Origin of the sequence: Clostridium thailandense (genome assembly GCF_019207025.1) — a bacterium.
In the GTDB taxonomy this organism is placed as follows: Bacteria; Bacillota; Clostridia; order Clostridiales; family Clostridiaceae; genus Clostridium_AM; species Clostridium_AM thailandense.
Map to the genome: position 1 here is coordinate 1 of NZ_JAEEGC010000029.1, position 20,398 is coordinate 20,398.

The following is a 20,398-nucleotide window of genomic DNA, read 5'->3' on the forward strand; positions in this document are numbered from 1 at the left end:
GTCGGCCGTGGGTATCTATAAAACATACACACTAATTTTCATCTTATTTTAAGTTTTCTTTAGTAAAAGCTCCCGGAAGTATTTCTGATAAATCTTTTACAATATAATCATCCTCATTTTTAGCAAGAACTATCTTAGCATCCATTTTTCCAAACTCAGCAATTACCTGACGACATATCCCACATGGATAAGTATAGTCATCTAAATCTCCCACTATTGCTATTGCCCTAATCTCTTTTTCACCTTCAGATATGCCTTTAAATATGGCAGTTCTCTCAGCACAATTTGTAGCCCCGAAGGATGCATTTTCTATATTGCATCCACCGTATATATTTCCACTATCAAATAAAATCGCTGCACCTACTTTAAAATTAGAATATTGAGAATATGCTCTTTCTCTATATTTTAAAGCCACCTTTATAAGTTCTTTATAATCCATGATTATCATCTCCTATCGAATAAACTTATATATATTTAGCGGTTACATTACGTAATTATGTAACCGCTTCCACATAATTTTATAAATAGCTTAAGATATTCCTGTTTCTATTTTATAACATCATAAATTAACGGAATAGTTTCTTCGTAGTTATCTGAGATTTTGTAATTATTTAATATATCTTGGGCTGCTTTTTCTATCTTTGATTCATTATTGGCATGAATATAAGCTATAGTATCTCCCTTCTCTATCTTATCTCCTCTTTTCTTGTTAAGTACAATTCCTACTGCCAAATCTACTACATCTTCCTTAGTAGCTCTTCCTGCACCAAGCTCCATAGCTATTAGCCCTATATTTTCTGAATTAATCTTAGATACATATCCTTCTGTATCGCTTTTAACCTCATAAACATACTTAGCTTTTGGCAGAAGTTCACTGTTATCTATTTGCTCTACACTGCCTCCCTGAGCTCCAATAAATTCTTTTAATTTTGATAATGCTGAGCCATTACTTATTGTCTTTAAAAGCATCTCTCTAGCTTCTTCAACTGTCTTAGCTTTCTTAGCAAGAACTACCATGTTACTTCCGAGTGTTAGACAAAGTTCTAGTAAATCTTTGGGTCCGTTACCTTTTAATGTATTTAATGCTTCTTTTACTTCAAGAGCATTTCCTACAGCTAATCCTAAAGGTTGATCCATATCTGAAATTACCGCAACAGTATTTCTACCTACATTCTTTCCTATGCTTACCATTGCTTCAGCTAGTTTCTTAGCATCTTCATAGGATTTCATAAATGCTCCGTCTCCTACTTTAACATCTAATACTATACAGTCTGCTCCTGCAGCTATCTTTTTACTCATTATGCTTGCAGATATCAATGATATGTTATCTACAGTCGCTGTTACATCTCTAAGAGCATATAGTTTCTTATCTGCTGGTGCTAAATCAGCAGTCTGACCCATTATAGCTATTTTTTTAGTATTGACATTATTTACAAACTGCTCTTCTGTTATCTCAACTGAAAAGCCTTCAAAAGATTCTAGTTTATCTATTGTTCCTCCAGTGTGTCCTAATCCTCTTCCTGACATCTTTGCAACTGGTATTCCTAATGCAGCAACCATTGGAGTAAGTACTAAAGTAGTAGTATCACCGACTCCTCCAGTACTGTGTTTATCAACTTTTATTCCTTCTATTTTAGATAGATCTAATATATCTCCTGATCTAACCATAGCCATAGTTAAATCGGATGTCTCTCTCATATTCATTTTTTGAAAATATATTGCCATTAGTAGAGCTGATACTTGATAGTCTGGTATGTTTCCTTTGGTATAGTTATCTACAAAATAATTTATTTCTTCTGTAGTAAGCTCATTACCATTTCTCTTTTTTAGTATTAAATCATACATTCTCATAATTAAGCACCTCCCTATATAAATTAACCTTGCCAATTAGGATTAGTTCAACATTTTTTCATTTAAAAAATACTTATTTATTCTTAATTTTACTTTTTTCTGATCCTTTCAAAATGATAGTTGGAGAAATTCTAATTCTCTTAACTTCATTTTTTTCTTTACCTTCAATTTTTTCATTAAGCATATTCATTGCAGTTCTTCCCAAGTCTATAGGTGAATCTTCTACATAGGTAATATTTATGCCAACCATATCAAGAACCTCTAACTTATTAAAGCCTACTATCGCTAAGTCGTCTGGAATTTTCTTATTTTCTTCCATTACAGCCTTAATAGACCCCATAGTCATCATGTTACTACATATGACTACAGCCGTTGGTCCATCCTCCATTGACAATATCTTTTTCGTTAACTCATAACCAGTTTCTAACTTATAGTCGCCTTTAAATATAAAATTTTCTTCTACGCATAAATTATTTAATGTTAAAGCTTTTTTATAGCCTATTAATTCATGTACTGCTCTTTCTGAGCTTAAAAGGCCTGTTATTATTGATATCTTCTTATGTCCCTCTCTTATTAGAAGACTAGTCGCATCAAAACCACCTTTTATATTATCAACAAAAACTCCATTAAAAGTTGAATGTTTTATGTCTGTTGCAACCAATACTATTGGTATGCTTAAATTTTCAATAGTATTAAAATATACGCTATTGAATTCATCTCCACCAAAAATCGGCGTCATTATAACCCCCATCAATCTTTGTTCTTTAATAACATTAAGGGCCCTTAGTTCTTTCTCTAACTTGTCATCTGTATTAAATAATACAATATTTAAATTATGCCTTTCAGCTATCTCACTTATTCCCTTAATAATTTCTCCAAAATAAGAATTCGTAATATCTGGAACGATTACACCTATTATATTAATTTCATTTTTAGATAATCCTCTAGCAATAGCACTAGGTGTATAGTTCAAATCTTTTATGGCTTTCAATATTCTATTTTTTGTCTCTTCTTTTACATATCCTGAACTATTTAATACTCTTGAAACTGTTGCTAAAGATACTCCTGCTTTCTTAGCAATATCACTTATTGTGGCTCCCATGACATAGCCTCCCTTATATAAAGCAATCCCCATTCTGCAGGTTATTATACCACAAAGTTACATCTTTTATTATGCAACTTAACATAACTCTCTTACATAATCTTCTTCTGAATAATAATTCAGATGGAGCATAGATACACTCCATCTGATTTAAACTTCATTATTTTTTATTTTTAAATTTGAGGAACTGTGAACTTACCTACAGCATCTCTTGTTTCAGGAACTGTAAGTTTTCCACTCTTTATAGCTTCCATATATTTATTAACTAAATCTAAAACATCCTTTGGAGTATTTTTGTCTGAGGAAGGTGCTACACCTACACCATCTTCTTTTATTCCAAGTACTACATGTTTTCCACCTTGGAATTTTCCCTTAACAACATCTTGAACAGCATTATATGTTGCTGTATCAACCTTTTTAACCATACTTGAAAGAATTACACTTGAATATTCTGGAACTGTAATTGCTTGATCCATATCGACTCCAATAGCCCAAACTGTTTTTCCTGAATCCTTAAGTTCTTTAGCTGCTTTAAACATTCCTATACCAACACCACCAGCAGCATGGTATATAACATCACAACCAGCACCATATAATGATTTTGCTAATTCATAGCCTTTATTAGTGTCGTTAAAACTATCCGCATATTTAACCATTGTTCCTGGAGTTTTGCCATCTGCACTTATTAATCCTGTTGCAGCTTCTGGATTTACAGCTTTTACTCCTGCAGCAAAACCTGCTTCAAATTTGTTTATTAAAGCTTGATCTTTCCCACCTATGAAACCTACTTTATTAGCTTTAGTCATTTTACCAGCTATAACACCCATTAAAAAAGAACCTTCTTGTTCTTTGAATGATATTGATTCAACATTTGGTAAATCAACTGTTGTATCTATTATAGCAAAGTTCTTATCTTTATATTTACCAGCTATGTTTTTCATAGCTTGTTCCATTTGGAAGCCAACTCCAAAGACTAAGTTGTCTCCATTATTAACCAAAGCATCTAGATTTGATTCATAATCTTCCTTTTTAGCAGATTCAACTGCTTTATAGTCAACTCCAAAGTCCTTTACAGCTTTCTTTATTCCAGTATCTGCTGCCTGATTAAATGATTTATCATTTAATCCACCTTCATCTGTTGAAAGACCAATTTTTACGCTTTTTCCAGTTTGTCCACTTTGTTGTTGTGTTGTTGAATCTTTACTTCCACAACCTGTAAATACACCAGTAACAATAGCTACTGCTGCTAGAATAGTTATAATCTTTTTTTTCAATTCGTACACCTCCGAATATGTTATCGCTTACACATTAATAATAATGCCAATTTATGCATAAGTCAATCCCCTTTTTAGTGGTTTCAAAAAATTTTTTTTTATTTTTTTACATGATCATTTCACATAGTTTTCATATATTTAAGATTATTTATCATTTGTAAATATTTACATAAAGTATATAAACTACAATAAAGACATTTGCCCATATTTTAAAATACAGCTAAATGTCTTTATAAATATATTCCTAGATATCATATTTATTACTTTTAAATTTTTTAACTTTAAATCTATATTTTTTTAGTGTTTTTTTGTTTTATTTTCATACATTATTTTGTCTGCACCTTTAATAATTTCATCTATATTAGTTATAGTTGTGTATTCATTGATTTCTTTAATACCATGACTAAAGGAAATTTTATATGGTTTTAAGTTCATTTCATTAAAGTCTTGTACTTTTTTAAAAACCTCATGCATGATTCTCTGTGCTTCATTATACCTATACTTAGGAAATATAATTATAAACTCATCGCCACCCATGCGGCTTATTATATCATCCTTTCTTATAGAAATTCTTATAATTTCTACTAAATCTTTTATAAGATTATCACCTTCAACATGTCCATATATATCGTTAATACTTCTTAATTGATCGATGTCTATAAGACATATAGAAAAATAGTTATCTCCTCTTATACAATTGTTTATTTGCTCTTCAAGCACCATAAAACCTGTTCTACGATTTGAAACACCTGTCATAGGATCTGTATATGCATAATATTTAAGTTTTTCCTCAAATTTTTTTCTTTCTTCAATTTCTTTACGCAGCTCCTCCTGTATCTGCTGGAGATATACCTGCTGTCCATCACTAATTTTCGTAAGCTTCATCATAGATCTTAATGTTTTTTCATAACTTGATATAAGCTTATCAAAATATTCTATTAGAACATTTCCCACATCTTGTGATTCTTTACATCTTTGTTTTGCATTATTGAGTTCTTCCATTTCTTCTTTAAAAAGATTTTCTAAGTCGCTAAGCATGATTTTCTTCTCCCTTAACTCTAAATTTCTTCTATAAGATTGAATTCAATACTCTCTTCTAAATCCTCTTTAAACTCATTACCGCATTCTAAAATATTTCTGTTATTTTTTTTATAGTGCCAATTGATTACAATTTTTTTGCCACTTTGTGCAGCTTGCTCAAATTTATATATAATATCCATAAGACATTTTATACTACTTGTATTTAAATATATTAAACTAATGCACAATTGTATTTCCTTGTCGGTAACCTTAATATAATCATCAATCCAATCAAAGAGAGGCTCATAGAATTTGAATGCATTTTCTGGATAGGATTGACCACTTATTTTTAAAACCCCTGTTTCTGGATTAAATTCCACCTCTGGTGACGATTTTGTCTTTTCTAAATATAGTGTTTCCATTTTAACTCTCCTTTTTATATATTAACTTTTAAGATAAAGAAAGAATACTTCTCATCTCTTTCCATAAATAAATATTTCAAAGGTTTACTAGCCTTCCTCGCCATATTTATTAGCCCAAGACCTGCTCCTAAATCATTGTTTTTGCCGAACTTAAGCTTTTCTTTATAATATGCTTTTAATTGTTCCTTATTTAGAGAATTTATATAATTCAATTTTTCTTTTAAACCTTTAACATCAACATTATTTATAATATTTTCTGAACAAATATAATAATCATCTTGTTCCTTACCTATAACTATTATACTTTCAAACGCAAGTTTTAAAAATTCCTTCTCGTTATCAATGCTAATTTTTTTATAAAAATAGTTTTTTATATTTTGCGATTGCTCTATATATATAGACAGAACTTCATAGCCTTTCATTTCACAGTTATCTTGTTCTATATAATTTTTTATACTTTCTCCGATTTCTTCTATTATTTCTTGAGTAAAAGATCCATTAAAACTTATAATAATACCATTTTTATTCATCTTTTTTACAATAGAATGTAATTCCTCAGTGATCATAATTATCAACTCCTGTAATGAGATAAAATGTTAATCTGGTTTTATTCCAATTAATGTTATATCATCTCTTTGTTCTTCATTTCCCATGTATTCATCAATACTGTTCCATATTTTTTGTTTTTGTTTTTCAAAAGGTAATCTATTAACATTTTCTAGAACCTTTATAAAATTATCTATACCATATGGATATATGTTTTCCTCTCCGTTTTGATCTATTAAACCATCTGTAGTCATATAAAAAACATCACCTGGCAGATAATCGATTACTATATCTGTAAACTCTTTAGGTTTTTTATGTATCTTCCTCTCCATACCATAGCCAATGCTTCTATTTATTCCTCTTATCTCTTTCAATTCACCCTTAGAATAATAGAAAAGTGAAATATGTGCTCCTGAATATATAAGCTTTTTTAGTTTTTTATCCACAATACAAATTCCTATATCAAGCCCTGCATGAAAATGCTCAATATTGTTAAATTTGTAAAATGTGTCCCTAAATATGGTATTGAGTTTATTTAGTACTTCAGATGCACTTTGTGTTTCGCCTTCCTTAAGAATTTGATTTAAAATTTGATTTACAGCTATTGTCACAAAAGCCCCAGACACTCCATGTCCTGTACAATCTATTATAGCTGTACAAAATCCATTTTTTTGAGGAATAAACCAATAAATATCACCACCTACAATATCCCTAGGCTTCCATATTATAAATGCATCCTTAGCATATTTTTTTATAAATGATAGATCTGGCAAAAGAGAATTTTGTATTACGCTTGCATAGTTTATATTTTCTATAATAAGGTCATTTTTCTTTTTTATTTCGTCTTCAGATTTTTTTCTCTCTTCTTCAAATAATTTGGCATTTTCAGATGCTATAGATATCTGTATTGCCAAAGTATAAAAAAAATCCATCTTACTTTTTGTAAAATATTCTTTAGAATGGTGCTCAGCAACTATCACCCCAATTCTATTTTTATTTTTAAAATCGTCTAGAGGTACTAAAAGTATTGATTTAACATTTTTTCCTCTTATAAATTTATATTCATCATTATCTAAGTTAAATAAACTAGGATTTTTAATTCTCATAAAATATTGTGGAAGATCAGTAGAGTCTTCTGTACCAAATACATTTTCATTATAAATGCTTCTTGAATAACATTTGAAACCAACATTTTGTCTTATCCATATAGTACAGGTATCAAGACCCATCACGCCCATGAGCATGTCAGTAATAATCTCCATCAGTCCAACAAAGGAACTTAAATTTGAAGAAACCTTAATTACCTCTCCTAATACCCAATTCATAGCTTTTTGCTCATGCAGATTTCTATTTAAAATTTCTAAAACCTCTTTATTTAACTCCATATTATCTGTAACACTTTGTTCATATATATCATTATCAACATTCATAGTATTAAATATGAGCCTATGTTTTAGAAGCTCAAAACCTCCTTTATCCTACACTAAGTATAATGTACTATATTTTCATTATTTTCTTCAATACTTTCTTTAATAATTTCCTCAGTCTTAGCTTCATTCAATTTATTCGACTCAGATTCTATTATTTACTTATATCAATTTTTATAAATTAAATATAAATACTTGTACACTCAAAATTCTAAGATATAATATGGTAATTGTCATTTTTAGAAAGAAAAGCAGCAGGAAAAATATTTAATTTTAACTTGCTACTTTCAATATCAATCTATCCCTTTAGTCTTTCTTTGACACCATACCCAATATCCTTTACTTCTGGTAAACTTCCTTTAAATTGTGATGTAATTTCTTCACTTAATTTGTATTCGATTCCTTCTTTATCTTTTAGGCTTTCCTTGAAGGCATATTGAACTATAAGCTTTCCATTATCATAACACAACATTATACCAATGGTTGGATCATCTTCCTTAGATTTTAATTTACAATCTACTATAGAAAGATAAAAACCTAATGCTCCTAAATACTCTGGTCTAAACTCACCTATTTTTAATTTTACTGCTACATAACATCTAAGCTTCAAATGATAAAATAATATATCTATATAATAATCTTCATTTTCAACTTTTATATGATACTTGTCCCCTATAAAAGCAAATCCCAAATCACTTTCAATAAGAAAATCTAAAACCTTTTCCTTAATTTGTTTCTCTAAGTCCCTTTCACTGCCTTCTTCCGAAAAGTTTAAAAAATCAAATAAATATCCATCTTTTAACAGCTCATTATCTAAAGCCTTTTCATCTGTTAACTCAGTTATTTCAGCATCTTCTTCTACTTTTTTTGAATTATTGTAATCATTCTTATCTTCTATTTCCTTGTTAAAAAGATTTCCCTCGGTATCATTTCTATATACATCCTCGCAAATTCCATATTCAGTCTCAATCTCTCTTATTACTCTATCCTTACTCCAATTATTCTCTATGATCTTTTTAATATATTTTATTCTAATATCTATATCTTCTATTTTATTAATTAGTATTATATGATGAGACCAACTTATTCTTGAAGCAAAATTTTTAATAAACTCTTTATCTTTGTATTCCTCGGCAAATTTACACATATACTTTAGATTTTTTTGGTAAAACCCTTGAATATCAGGAAAATTTTTCTTTAGATCCTGTGAAATAATCTCTAATGTATAATCCAAAACCTCATCTGTATCTATTTTTAATATAAGATTTCCCAATTCCCAATAGAGTACAATTAATTCCCTGTTTACACTAATTATAGCCTTTTTTTGAGAATTAACTACTTTTTCTCTTATTTTATCTATCATTGCACTCCCCCCTTTTATCGCATATTATATATGAAAATTTATTATTCTTATGTTTCCTTATAATTATAATACTAATTATACAGAAATTTTAACTATATATCAAAATCCTTTTGGATATCAATTATTCTCCATTTATTATTTTCTTTACTTACTATTAAAGTGGCATGCCATATGTATGTATCTTGGGCTGATGTTACTGCCTTAAATGATATATTGTATTTCCATGTAGATTCGTTAGCTTTTTCCCTCGTTATGTTATAACTTTCCAACCAAGGGCTCGAAAATCCAGTTACCCAACTTTCCCTTTTATCCATTGTTTCCTTAAATTTTTCTTTTAAGGGTTTACTAAGAGCTGCATATTGAACTGCTCCATTTCTTGTTTTAACTCCTTTTGCCCAAAGTTGTGCCACATCTTCAGGAATTTGTGGATTATAGTCTTCTACAAATTCCTGAAACAGCGTTATTCTTTCCTCTAATGCCTTTTTTTCTGTACTATACAATTGTACACTATTTTCCTTTTTATCAAAAGACACATTAAATCCAAAATCTCTTTTTAATGCATCTTCAGATACATATACTTTGTTATCTTTTATTATATATTCTTCCGAACTATTTTCAAATACTTTACCTTCACTACTCACATTAAGAGGATTTTTAGCCGATACAAAACCTGCAGTAAATGATAATATAAAACAAATAAATAATAACATTACTTTTTTCATATAAGCACATCCTTAAAATATTACTCATCTTATCTTTTGGCCAATTATAAAAACGAACTTGAATCTAAGGTATTCTTATGTAACTTAAATTTAAAACTTACTATGTATATATCTCATCTCATATTCTTAATTTTAATTATTTATTTAAAAAAAGAGCATTTAATGCTCTTTTAAAATATACTTATATTATTGCTAATTTTCAAAATTATATAATAGTTTTTTCATAAATTATACTAAACAAAAATTCTAATTGCTATTCCAACAATATAAATTCCAAAAATTATAAGAGTTGATTTTTTAATATTCATTTTATAAACAACAGAAATACCTATTGCCACTAAAATCAAGCTCCATATTAAAAAAGGATCAATAGACGAAAATAACTTATAAATAATACTTTTCTCACTTACTGATGAACCTAGAAATACTGTGAGATTAGTTGAGACATTTTTGATATTTTGAGGATCTGTAAATGCCATTACTATAGCTCCTACAACTCCTGCAATTACCATTGGAATATAGGCAAGAATATTTACACAAAATAATTGTTTGAAGCCTCCATCTTCCTGCATAAACATAGTTATAAGCTTAATAACTGCAGTAACTACCAATATTGTTAATACTGGGGTAAGTATAGGTGCTACCATAACGGAAATTGTAACAATAGTTTTTAACATTGGTATTGTATTCTGCGAAAAATTTGGTAATTCTTGAGCCTGTAATATCGAAAAATTTATAAGTTTAGGCAATTCCGATACTGATACGATTAATTGTACTATTATTATAGGTATCAAATATTTAAGTATCTTTTGTTCCTCACTAATTCTTTGCATTGCTTCTCTCGGCTCTACTATAGCTCCAAAGATATTTTTTAACACTCCACTTTTATTTTTTTCTGACATTTTAAATATCCCCCTTAAAATTATATTTTTAATACTTTTACTTCAACTTATTAGCTTTAAAAACCTAACAAATTCAATTATAGAAATTCTTATATATTCTATGGTTTAAAGTATACTTGTATGATTATTACTCATTTAAATTTATAGTGTCTAAAGATATGTTAAACGCCTTTTTCCATGCAGCTATTACCATGACAAATGCCACAATCATGTATATATATACACCATAATTAAAGGTGGTACAAAAGTAATGTACTCCCGCTAAAGCCCCAATTAAAATCATAAGTGGAATCATAATTAATCCTTCTCCCTGCTTAGAAACTCCAAAACTCTCTGAAAAAGGTAATGATTTTTTCATAACTCTAAAACAAATTACTGTGAATAGCATCATATTAAAAAATATGACAATCAAATCTGGAAATATTCTCATTCCAAATATATATATAAATATTGCACATTCAATAATGTATATAGGCATTAAGAGATTAACAATAAATGCTTTCAAGGTTCCCTTAAATATATTAGCTATATTTTTAATAGGCATAGTTTTATAAATCCAAGCCCCTTTGTATCTCCCTGAATATTTCATCATCATAATTACCGTTGGAAGCATTAATGCACAGAAATATATATATAAATAAACTTTGCTTGAAGCAAGTTTTGATAAGCCATCATCCTTTAACACATTGAATATAAATATGAAGGGAAAAATCAACGAGAAACCTAAAGACGGATATACTTTAAGCTTAAATTCCCTTTCATTCTTCATCATATTGGAAGCAAATCTGAAAAATGTTCTTTCTTCTTTGTTAAAACAAATAAATTTGGATATTACATCAGAAATTACTTTATTTCTTTTTTCACTTTTTCCACTATTATTATTTAGTTTTTGTAAGTTTTTTTCAAAGCTTGGTATTAACTTTATATATGCGAATATTGAAACAATAGGTACAACTACCGTTAAAATTGAAAGTAATATAAAAGGTATGCTTTTATTACCTTGCAATATGACTTCAAAAGGCGCTCCAAACCATATAGGAGCTACGAAATACTGCCACCATTTTGGCGTAAATATTACTTTTATATTACTAATTTCAAATACCCTTCCAATTAATTGATACCCTATGCTTATAGCTATGGATAAGACTATTTGAACATAATTTATCATATCTTTTAACTTTTCCCCATCAAAAAATTTTAGTATTACCAAATATAATAAGGCTGTTAATACAACTATAAATAAATCCATAAAAACAATCTCAAATATAAATATAATGAAAAATAAGACTCCATGCCTTATTAATGCTGCCACTAGCGGAATACCCGAAATAGAAATAGTCATAAAGAACATGTAAATTAGTATGTGAATGACTTTAGCTGTACTTAAAGTTTTGTTATCTACTGGCTTTGAAAATAAAATATTCTTATCCCTAATATCTAAAAGTACAGACGAAAAATCTGAAATTAAAGAAGTCATGATCATAAACATCAACATTCCAAAAACAAAGCTCATTTGAAATATAAAGTTTTTTCCCATAACTACAAAAGGAACAATGATTATTCCTATTAATCCATAAATCCATAGAGATTTAAAAAATCCATTCTCATACTTGTCTTCGTTTTTATTTTTTGCTGAACCACCTACAGCAGTAGGTACTCTTCTTCCATCCATAATAAGCTTTACTTGCAGAATTTTTCTCATTATGTGGTAATCTACACCCAATTTTTCAAAGAATCCTCTGAAGTTATCTAGAAATTTCAATACTTTAAAGTCTCTCATAAATTAATACCTCTCTTGAACTATGGATACAAATTCCCTTGCTATTTCCTTATGTTCATTAAACCCTACTAACTGATTAAATATTTTCTCTAATGATCCTTCCTTACACTTATGCATTAATTCTTGAAAGCTTCCATCGACTACTACTTGGCCACCATTTAATAACACTATTCTGTTACTTATCTTTTCAACCACATCCATTATGTGTGATGAATAAAATACTGTTTTCCCTTGTGACGCCAGTTCTGATAATATTTCTTTAACTACCAAAACACTATTTGCATCTAATCCACTTAAGGGTTCATCAAAAAATAGTATGTCTGGATCATGCAATAAACTTGATATTATGAGTACCTTTTGCTTCATACCTTTAGAATAAGATGATATTCTTGAATTATATACTGACTCGATCTGAAATACTTTCATAAGTCTTTCAGCTTTTTTATCGACTTCGTTATAATTTAATCCATACAGTTCTCCTATAAATGTTAGATATTCCCTCGCAGTAAGATTATCATATATTTCAGCTGTTTCAGGTACATACCCTATTCTTTTCTTATAATCTATATTTCCATCAGATATATCCTGCCCAAAAATTTTTACTTCTCCTAAATATCCAGTTACAAGCCCTAACATTATCTTTACTGTAGTACTTTTACCTGCTCCATTGGGTCCTATATAACCTATAATTTGTCCCTTATGTACATCTAAATTTACACCCTTTAATACTTCTTTCTCTCCAAATTTAATTTTCAGATTTCTTATAGTTATCAAAGGTTCTCTTGTATTCTCCATAAAATCACTCCTATTCATGTTAATATTAATAAAAGCGAAATTCATATTAAATTGGCTTGCGAATTAACCTAATACAAATTTCACTTCATAAATACAATGTTATGTGATATATAATACAACATTGTTATAATTAAGGCAAAACTACTATATACTGGATTTTAATAATTTTACCGTATATAAGTCCATGTTATCGTTATCATCTCAGTGTACATTTCCGTTAATGAAGCTATCATTATATAGATAAGCATTCTACATTTAACCTTATGTATTATCATATAGCATTGATACATATAAATATATTTTTTTACATTTTCAATTCATGTATTCCATTAATTTACTTATCAGTACAATTTATTTGCATTTATAGTCTACGTTTGTAAGCTAGGCTTGTCAAGAAAACTTCAGAAATTTATTAAAGGTTATATATCAAGTTTCTTGTTTTATATGAGCTTACGTATTATACTAAAGTATATTACTAATTACCTTTACAAGGAGTGACGACCTGTGGAGAATAAAACAATATCATTAAGAGAAAAAGGAGTAAGGGTTTTACCCTCAAAGAAATTCATGAAAATAACACTAATTCTTATCTTACTTATAATATTGTTAATTGAAGCTTTTTCAGTTTATATAGTATTCAAATTCAGCCATCCCAAATCAATCAACCTTCAGCCCAATTTTAAAGTATATGGAATAAAAGATTTTGAAAAGGTACATTTCAATAGCCAAAAAAATGATATATCTTTATCTGGATATATTATAAAAAATAAAGGTAGTAAAAAAACTATAATAGTATGTCACGGCTATGGTGATTCCAAATTTATGGTTGGTGGAAGAACTCCCTCTGATGTGAAGATAGACAATATTAGACTTGCTAAGTTATTCTTAACTCAAGGATACAATACTCTTCTATTCGATTTTAGGGGACATGGAGATTACGCCGGTAAAAATGGTGTTACCATTGGATATAATGAACAACAAGACCTTTTAGGTGCCATAAATTTTGTAAAATCAAAAGGGATAGGTGATAAAATAGGTCTTATAGGCTTTTCCATGGGGGCAGCTACTTCTTTAAGTGTACTAGATAAGACAAATGATATAAGTTTCGCTATTGCTGATTCACCTTTTAGTGATTTAAAAGATTATTTAAACAGTAATATGAAGGTTTGGACAGGACTTCCTGATTTTCCTTTCGTACCTATGATAATATTAAACTTTAAGCTAATCTATGGAGTAGATTACAGCACCGTAAGTCCTTTGAATAGTGTTAGTAAATCTAATATTCCAATTTTACTGATACACGGAAAAAAGGATACCACAATTCCATATACAGAAAGTGCTAAAATGGGAAAACTATTAAATAATAAAAAAAGTAAATTAGTTCTATTTGATGATTCAACACACGTAGGTTCTTACTCTTTATATGGAGATAAATATGAAGCTGTTTTAAAAGAATTCTTAGCATCTATATAATTAGCAAATTAATTAAGGACTGTTCATGGAAAATCCTTTTGAGCAGTCCTTAAAATTTAAAATTATACGTAACATTTTTACTATTTGTCTACCATTACTGTATTTAGCTGACTATTGTATTCACAATTAAATCCGACTTTGTTTAAAGCTTCAACACTTACATTTTTATTTTTAGAAATATCTTGATTACTGAAGGTATAAACAGTTTTTCCTATAGTAAGCTTTAAATTATTGCTATCATAACTTCCCCCCATGTATAGCGCTATATATTGTGGATTTACATAAGATTCCCCATCTATTATCTCACATTGGTTACTTCCAAAAGCTATAGGAGTACCATAAATTACAAGTCTTGGATCTGCCCCTATTGCAGCTAACTCTTTGTTATTCATATCTACATTGTATGCTGAAGGTAAGATAACTTTTGTGCTATTATTCTTATTACTTTTATCTATATTAAGTGTATCTACTAAAGTCCCATCTTGTTTATATGCTTTTATACTAAGAACATTTCCTTGCACATCTGCTACTTCATAGCAAGGCATATCCTGTGGATCAAAGAAAAATGCATCCCATACTTTTGAGCTTAGATCACCATAATATTTTGCTCCACTTCTTCCTGTTACATAGTAAACTGTTCCATCTGAATACTCTGAGTAATACTTGCCATCCTTAATTGGAAATGTTCTTGATACTCCATGATCATGTCCATTTAAAACTACATCAACATGATGTTTTTCTATCACTGGTGAAAATATGTTTTTTAATGCTACATTAGCTCTTGAAGCCTTATTATAGTAAGGTGTTTTGTGAAACATTACAATTGTCCATTTTTGTTTATTGACTGATAAATCATTATCTAACCATTGGGCCTGTTTCTTCAAAAATTCATCATTATTTGGTGCCTCTTCATCTTCTTGACTATCTAACACCACAAAATGTACATTACCATAATCATAAGAATAAACTTGTCCTTTTAATCCATCAGGTCCATTCATTGGGACCTTGAACTGATTTACAAAATATTTAGGATTAGTAGAATCCCATCCCAAAGCATTATAAGTTTCATGATTGCCTTGGACAGGCATTTCAGGAATTTTATCTATGACCCCTTTTGCTGCATCAAACCAATTATTCCAATGTCTATAATCTTGTCCCTTTTCAACTAAATCTCCTAGGTTAACCAAAAAATCAGCATCCTTATTTTTCAAAAATGCGTTTTGCACTGTTTTATTCCAAGGTGCATAATTAGGTACATCAGCATTTCCACTTTGAGAATCTCCAAATATCAAAAATTTTGTTTCTAGATATCCATTTTCTTCTGTCTTAAAGGTATTTATACTACTCCAGTTGGTTCCATCGCCTACTCTATAATTATAGACAGTACCTGGTTGAAGATTTTCTATTGTAGCTGAAAATATATTCATATTTCCTATATTTATGTCAGTACTTGCAGTTGAAAAACTTTCTTTTCCCGCTGTAACTTTTTTTATCTCTCTTGTTTTTGTATTAGTATACTCAATTAATCCTTTATCTATATTGCTGCTAGTTCTCCAAGTAATTGTTTGAGTGGTTTTTGGATCTTTTGTCCATGTTAAAGTAATATGATCTGGTGTGCTACTGGAATTTAAATTAGAATCAATACTTGTACCATCATAAGCAGCATATACCTTACTACTTATTGGCATACTCATAATAGAAGTTATCATAATTCCAGTTATTATTGCTATGATACGGTTTGTTTTCATATCTTTCACCTCTTACATTTATTTTCCAAATTCATCTTCATTATACAGAGGTAAAATTAAAATTATATTATCTTAAGTTAAAATTAAGAAAACTTAATGTTAAAAATTTCAAGAATTAAAATCCACCTGCATCTCCTCCTCCAGCACAACCTCCACCATCTCCTGATGAAAAGCCACCACCACCGTCATTGGCATTACTATGATTATATAAACTATTCTGAATTGTATTATCGCTGCTATCCATATCAAGACAAAAATACCAGTACAAACATGAAGCATAATAATCATCTTCGCTATTACTCTTAGTATCAATATTAATATTAAGTTTTTCAAAAACCTCATTGTTAATCCCTAGTGCTATAGCATAGACCAAATACTTGTCTATGTTATCAATAGATTTCAATTCTTCATACTTGACAAAAGATTCATTTTCTAAATGAACCTTAAAGTTCTTCCACATTCTAAATTGACTCTCTCCATATTGAGTTTTTCTACGATATAAGGAAAAACTATAAATCAATATAAATCCCCCTGTTATCATGGCTACTAAAGAAGCTGCAATTGAATATGATAGAAAAATGATCATAAGTAATATTTCTATAAAAGATATGCTTATAAAACTACGTGCTAACTTTATTCTATTTTTATCATAATACCCTTTTTTATTAAATTCTTCTTTAACTTTCATCTTCCAATTGTAGAAGTAGTCAAAGAACTTATATCTGCTTTCTTTACTGTATTCTTCAATATCTTTTAAGTTAACTTTTATACCATCGCCTATGTAATCTATAAACCATTTTATTACATACTTTTCATGTGACAGTAGATATTCATCTGCATTTTTCTTTTTTACTATCATATAATCATCATTATCTATTTTCTTTATGTTTAGATATTCTTTTCTTACTAAATCTAATATAGTAGCTATTACACTTCTTTCCGTTATACTATTTTTATATAGCTTACCTGCTATTGCTGGAGTACAGTCATCTGGAAAATCATTGTATCCTAAATTTTCCAGATTAATTCTTGTTGATTTAAAAATGAAAAAACCTAAAAATAAATTTACAACAAAAATTATAATTCCAATAATGTTTCCTGCATAATTCATATTTTCTCTATGTCTTTTCGCATCATCAATTGATTTTTGATAAGCGCTTTCTTCTTCCTGTATTTTCTTTAACATATCTTCTTTAACTACATTCTCAGATAAATCTATTGACTCTTTAGGAAAGAAAAATTTTACTTCTATAGGCGTTTCTGTTTTCACCATTTCTCCATTTATACTAAATGTATTATCACCTATAACTTTGGCCTCCATATTTTTCGGGTATTCTACTGGTAAAATCCTTAAGTCACTGGCCGAGGTTGCTTCCTCCATAGTCAATTTTATATTAAATCTATCAATAGTAGTCTTACTTTTATCTCCCCAAAACTTATAGTGAAGCTCACCTATATCATTATACTTTACCGCTACATTGTTAAGCTTATATATTAGCTTAAAACTTTTATTTGTATTTTTAGATGGAGAGTATATTTTTATGTTATATATATCCCCCGTTTTTAGTATTTGATATACCCCATCTTGTCCATTTTGAGCACTTTCTACTTTCTCAAATTTTCTTTCTCCTGCTGCTCCGAGTTCACTTACCTCTATATTTTCAACTCCACTAGAGAACTTTGTATTTATCTCTCTATATACACCGTTAAAATCTCCATCCATTTTGAAATCAATGGTCTCTTCTATATATAAAGCTCCATCCTTTAATAGTTTTGAGTCTACATCCAAACTACTTATCCTTATTTCTTTTGCACACACTTTGAAGCTTAAAAGTATAGACAGTAAAAATACAAATATCAGTGGAAAATAGATTTTTTTTCTATTCATAAACTTTTTCTCCTTTAACGTTATTATACAGCAAACTATTATAAACATTTTTACTTACATTATACTTTAAATCCATATATATTAAAATACACTAACAATATACATCACAACTCATATACTATTAACATAAAGAGGAGGTTTATATACTATGCAGCCTTTAAATAATTGGTCTTTAGATATTTTATATGATAAATCAACTGAAATACTTAATTATGTAAAAAAGTATCACCATATAAACTTTGTTGTTTTAGGAGACAGTCATTTAATATGTAATAAGATTGAAGATAACAAATATGTTTTAGATTCTAATGGTAAACAATATAAAAAAATACTAAATCATATTTTAAAAAATAAGAAGATTAATCCTATGTTTATTATACACGGTGGTGATACTGTAAATGCTGGAGATAATGTTAACAGTTTTGCCGCTTTTGTAGAAATAACGAAAAATATACTAAGCAATGCCAAGCTTCCTATTTTTAGTTCCATAGGTAATCACGACTATGATAGACATAATGTCAGCAGTACAAATTTCCAATCATATATAGGCCCGAAAAGAGGTATTATTAATATTCCTGGAACACATTTGAAATATATATATTTAAATACTCATTACTCAGATGCACCATTAAACAACTATAAATCAAAATTTGGTGAAAAGGATATCAATCTTTTATTAAATGAAAGTAAAATAATAAATAATAAGTACCATTATATAATTGATTTTCACGCCCCTTTAAGCAGTTCATCTTCTATTCTAAAGTTTAATGATCATGAATTGTCATCTCTAGAGACAAGTAAATTTTTAAACAGCATTAAAGGATTAAATATCTTAGGCATATTTTGCCATCACAAACATATATCTTATAAAACAAAAATAAATGTGAATACTTCAAATAAATCAATTCGTTATATATTAAGTGGCTGTGGTGGAAATCATAATAATAATGAGAACTTTAGTTATTATTATGTAACTATAAATACAAAGAATTACAAAATAGTATATTGTAAAAAATATCTTGTACTATAATTTTTAAAATTTGCAAGACTTATAATACACTAAGAAAAGAAGGCCTTTTTAGTTAAACTAGAATAATATTATAGGGTTCCATTACTGTGGAACCCTATAATATTATTCTTTCATAACCAATGAGCCTTCAACTAAATATTCGAATATATCATCTACTTTTATATTGCCAATAGCATAATTAGCAAGGTAAGGATTTATTGGAATATGACTTAATCCTGTCCAATAATTTTTCCATAACAATTCTTTAGTTTCTTCATCTAAGCTAGAATATATATTCATAGACCTCGTTAATGATACAATTTCCATATTAACTTTTATCACTCTTGTCAATCTATCACTCAATAATCTAAATCTTCTTACACTTTTCAAATCCCAGTTATGTTTCTTAGAAACCTTAACACAGGTATCATAGTCTCCAAAAGCATATACCGCAGATAACCTTGAAGGATACAGCGGATAAAATTTTTCTCTTATTCTCTCTGCATCATATTCAATGCCAAACTCACTAACTACAGCCATATAATAAGGAGAAAAAACCTTCATATCTTGACTGCATTCTTTATAGGGTAAATATCTAACCTTTCCTTTTATATACTTTTCCAAAAAAGATTTACTATGTCTACACATAGTATATGCCGATGAAGAAAATGTTTTTGTAGTCCTCATAACCCTTGCAGTTATAGGATTGTCTGTATCTACAAATATATAAAAATCTTGTGGAATACTTTCTCGGGCATTAAGAAGCATATTTTATCCCTCTTTTCATTCATTAAAACAAACTATAATTACCTATTTTAAAATTACTTCACATAATATTGAAACATAGAAAATTTTATGTATTATGCCCACATTAGTATCATATTTAAATGCTAAGCTTATTGTTCCAAAATATTACTTGTTTTTATATAAATAATTAGCACTAAATTAAATGATATAAAAAATTAATAATTAAATTATTTAAAATAACTAATAATTGTTTAAATTAAGCAGATAATAACGTTGATATTAAAAAATGTCACTTAATCAAAACTACTTTAAGCAAAGGATGGTGAGAG

At 28.7% G+C, this 20,398-nt stretch carries 18 protein-coding genes; 2 read left to right on the top strand and 16 right to left on the bottom strand.

What is annotated here, in order from left to right:
• Nucleotides 1-43: 43 nt before the first annotated feature.
• The 13 genes from I6U48_RS06940 to I6U48_RS07000 all read right to left on the bottom strand — a co-directional run bounded on the left by I6U48_RS06940 (nucleotide 44) and on the right by I6U48_RS07000 (nucleotide 13,204).
• Complete coding sequence (locus I6U48_RS06940; RefSeq protein WP_218319691.1) at nucleotides 44-439, bottom strand: cytidine deaminase; 396 nt, start codon at nucleotides 437-439, stop codon at nucleotides 44-46.
• A gap of 107 nt (nucleotides 440-546) precedes the next feature.
• Nucleotides 547-1,851: a pyrimidine-nucleoside phosphorylase gene (locus I6U48_RS06945; protein WP_218319692.1), complete on the bottom strand. Its 1,305-nt coding sequence runs from the start codon at nucleotides 1,849-1,851 to the stop codon at nucleotides 547-549.
• A gap of 73 nt (nucleotides 1,852-1,924) precedes the next feature.
• Nucleotides 1,925-2,953 (bottom strand): LacI family DNA-binding transcriptional regulator, encoded by a 1,029-nt coding sequence (locus I6U48_RS06950; protein WP_218319693.1) that lies wholly within the window; start codon nucleotides 2,951-2,953, stop codon nucleotides 1,925-1,927.
• Between the two features lie 173 nt (nucleotides 2,954-3,126).
• Nucleotides 3,127-4,227, bottom strand: a complete 1,101-nt coding sequence (locus tag I6U48_RS06955; RefSeq protein ID WP_218319694.1) for a BMP family lipoprotein — start codon at nucleotides 4,225-4,227, stop codon at nucleotides 3,127-3,129.
• 297 nt (nucleotides 4,228-4,524) lie between these two features.
• The gene (locus I6U48_RS06960) at nucleotides 4,525-5,265 is read right to left on the bottom strand and encodes a GGDEF domain-containing protein (RefSeq protein ID WP_218319695.1); all 741 of its coding nucleotides are present in this window, start codon (nucleotides 5,263-5,265) and stop codon (nucleotides 4,525-4,527) included.
• 20 nt (nucleotides 5,266-5,285) lie between these two features.
• On the bottom strand, nucleotides 5,286-5,669 hold the full coding sequence (locus tag I6U48_RS06965) for a DUF1987 domain-containing protein (protein ID WP_218319696.1): 384 nt from the start codon (nucleotides 5,667-5,669) through the stop codon (nucleotides 5,286-5,288).
• A gap of 14 nt (nucleotides 5,670-5,683) precedes the next feature.
• Nucleotides 5,684-6,235: a SiaB family protein kinase gene (locus tag I6U48_RS06970; protein WP_218319697.1), complete on the bottom strand. Its 552-nt coding sequence runs from the start codon at nucleotides 6,233-6,235 to the stop codon at nucleotides 5,684-5,686.
• 30 nt (nucleotides 6,236-6,265) lie between these two features.
• Complete coding sequence (locus I6U48_RS06975; RefSeq protein WP_218319698.1) at nucleotides 6,266-7,645, bottom strand: GAF domain-containing SpoIIE family protein phosphatase; 1,380 nt, start codon at nucleotides 7,643-7,645, stop codon at nucleotides 6,266-6,268.
• A gap of 295 nt (nucleotides 7,646-7,940) precedes the next feature.
• Nucleotides 7,941-9,005, bottom strand: coding sequence for a PDDEXK nuclease domain-containing protein (locus I6U48_RS06980; protein WP_218319699.1), 1,065 nt, complete (start codon nucleotides 9,003-9,005; stop codon nucleotides 7,941-7,943).
• 92 nt (nucleotides 9,006-9,097) lie between these two features.
• The gene (locus I6U48_RS06985) at nucleotides 9,098-9,727 is read right to left on the bottom strand and encodes a hypothetical protein (RefSeq protein WP_218319700.1); all 630 of its coding nucleotides are present in this window, start codon (nucleotides 9,725-9,727) and stop codon (nucleotides 9,098-9,100) included.
• 233 nt (nucleotides 9,728-9,960) lie between these two features.
• Entirely contained in the window at nucleotides 9,961-10,629 is a 669-nt protein-coding gene (locus tag I6U48_RS06990; RefSeq protein ID WP_218319701.1) for a Yip1 family protein, read from the bottom strand.
• Nucleotides 10,630-10,756: 127 nt separating this feature from the next.
• Nucleotides 10,757-12,409, bottom strand: coding sequence for a hypothetical protein (locus I6U48_RS06995; protein ID WP_218319702.1), 1,653 nt, complete (start codon nucleotides 12,407-12,409; stop codon nucleotides 10,757-10,759).
• A gap of 3 nt (nucleotides 12,410-12,412) precedes the next feature.
• Nucleotides 12,413-13,204, bottom strand: coding sequence for an ABC transporter ATP-binding protein (locus I6U48_RS07000; protein ID WP_218319703.1), 792 nt, complete (start codon nucleotides 13,202-13,204; stop codon nucleotides 12,413-12,415).
• 504 nt (nucleotides 13,205-13,708) lie between these two features.
• Between I6U48_RS07000 and I6U48_RS07005 the strand changes: the two genes are divergently transcribed.
• Complete coding sequence (locus I6U48_RS07005) at nucleotides 13,709-14,677, top strand: alpha/beta hydrolase (protein ID WP_218319704.1); 969 nt, start codon at nucleotides 13,709-13,711, stop codon at nucleotides 14,675-14,677.
• An 80-nt stretch (nucleotides 14,678-14,757) separates the two neighbouring features.
• On the opposite strand, the gene I6U48_RS07010 is transcribed toward I6U48_RS07005, so the two are convergent.
• Nucleotides 14,758-16,425, bottom strand: coding sequence for a purple acid phosphatase family protein (locus I6U48_RS07010; protein ID WP_218319705.1), 1,668 nt, complete (start codon nucleotides 16,423-16,425; stop codon nucleotides 14,758-14,760).
• A gap of 115 nt (nucleotides 16,426-16,540) precedes the next feature.
• A complete protein-coding gene (locus I6U48_RS07015; RefSeq protein ID WP_218319706.1) occupies nucleotides 16,541-18,313 on the bottom strand; it encodes a DUF2207 domain-containing protein in 1,773 nt (590 codons plus the stop codon).
• A 148-nt stretch (nucleotides 18,314-18,461) separates the two neighbouring features.
• Here I6U48_RS07015 and I6U48_RS07020 point away from each other — a divergent pair, with 148 nt between their 5' ends.
• A complete protein-coding gene (locus I6U48_RS07020) occupies nucleotides 18,462-19,343 on the top strand; it encodes a metallophosphoesterase family protein (RefSeq protein WP_218319707.1) in 882 nt (293 codons plus the stop codon).
• Nucleotides 19,344-19,445: 102 nt separating this feature from the next.
• On the opposite strand, the gene I6U48_RS07025 is transcribed toward I6U48_RS07020, so the two are convergent.
• The gene (locus I6U48_RS07025; protein ID WP_218319708.1) at nucleotides 19,446-20,090 is read right to left on the bottom strand and encodes a DUF2441 domain-containing protein; all 645 of its coding nucleotides are present in this window, start codon (nucleotides 20,088-20,090) and stop codon (nucleotides 19,446-19,448) included.
• Nucleotides 20,091-20,398: the final 308 nt, after the last annotated feature.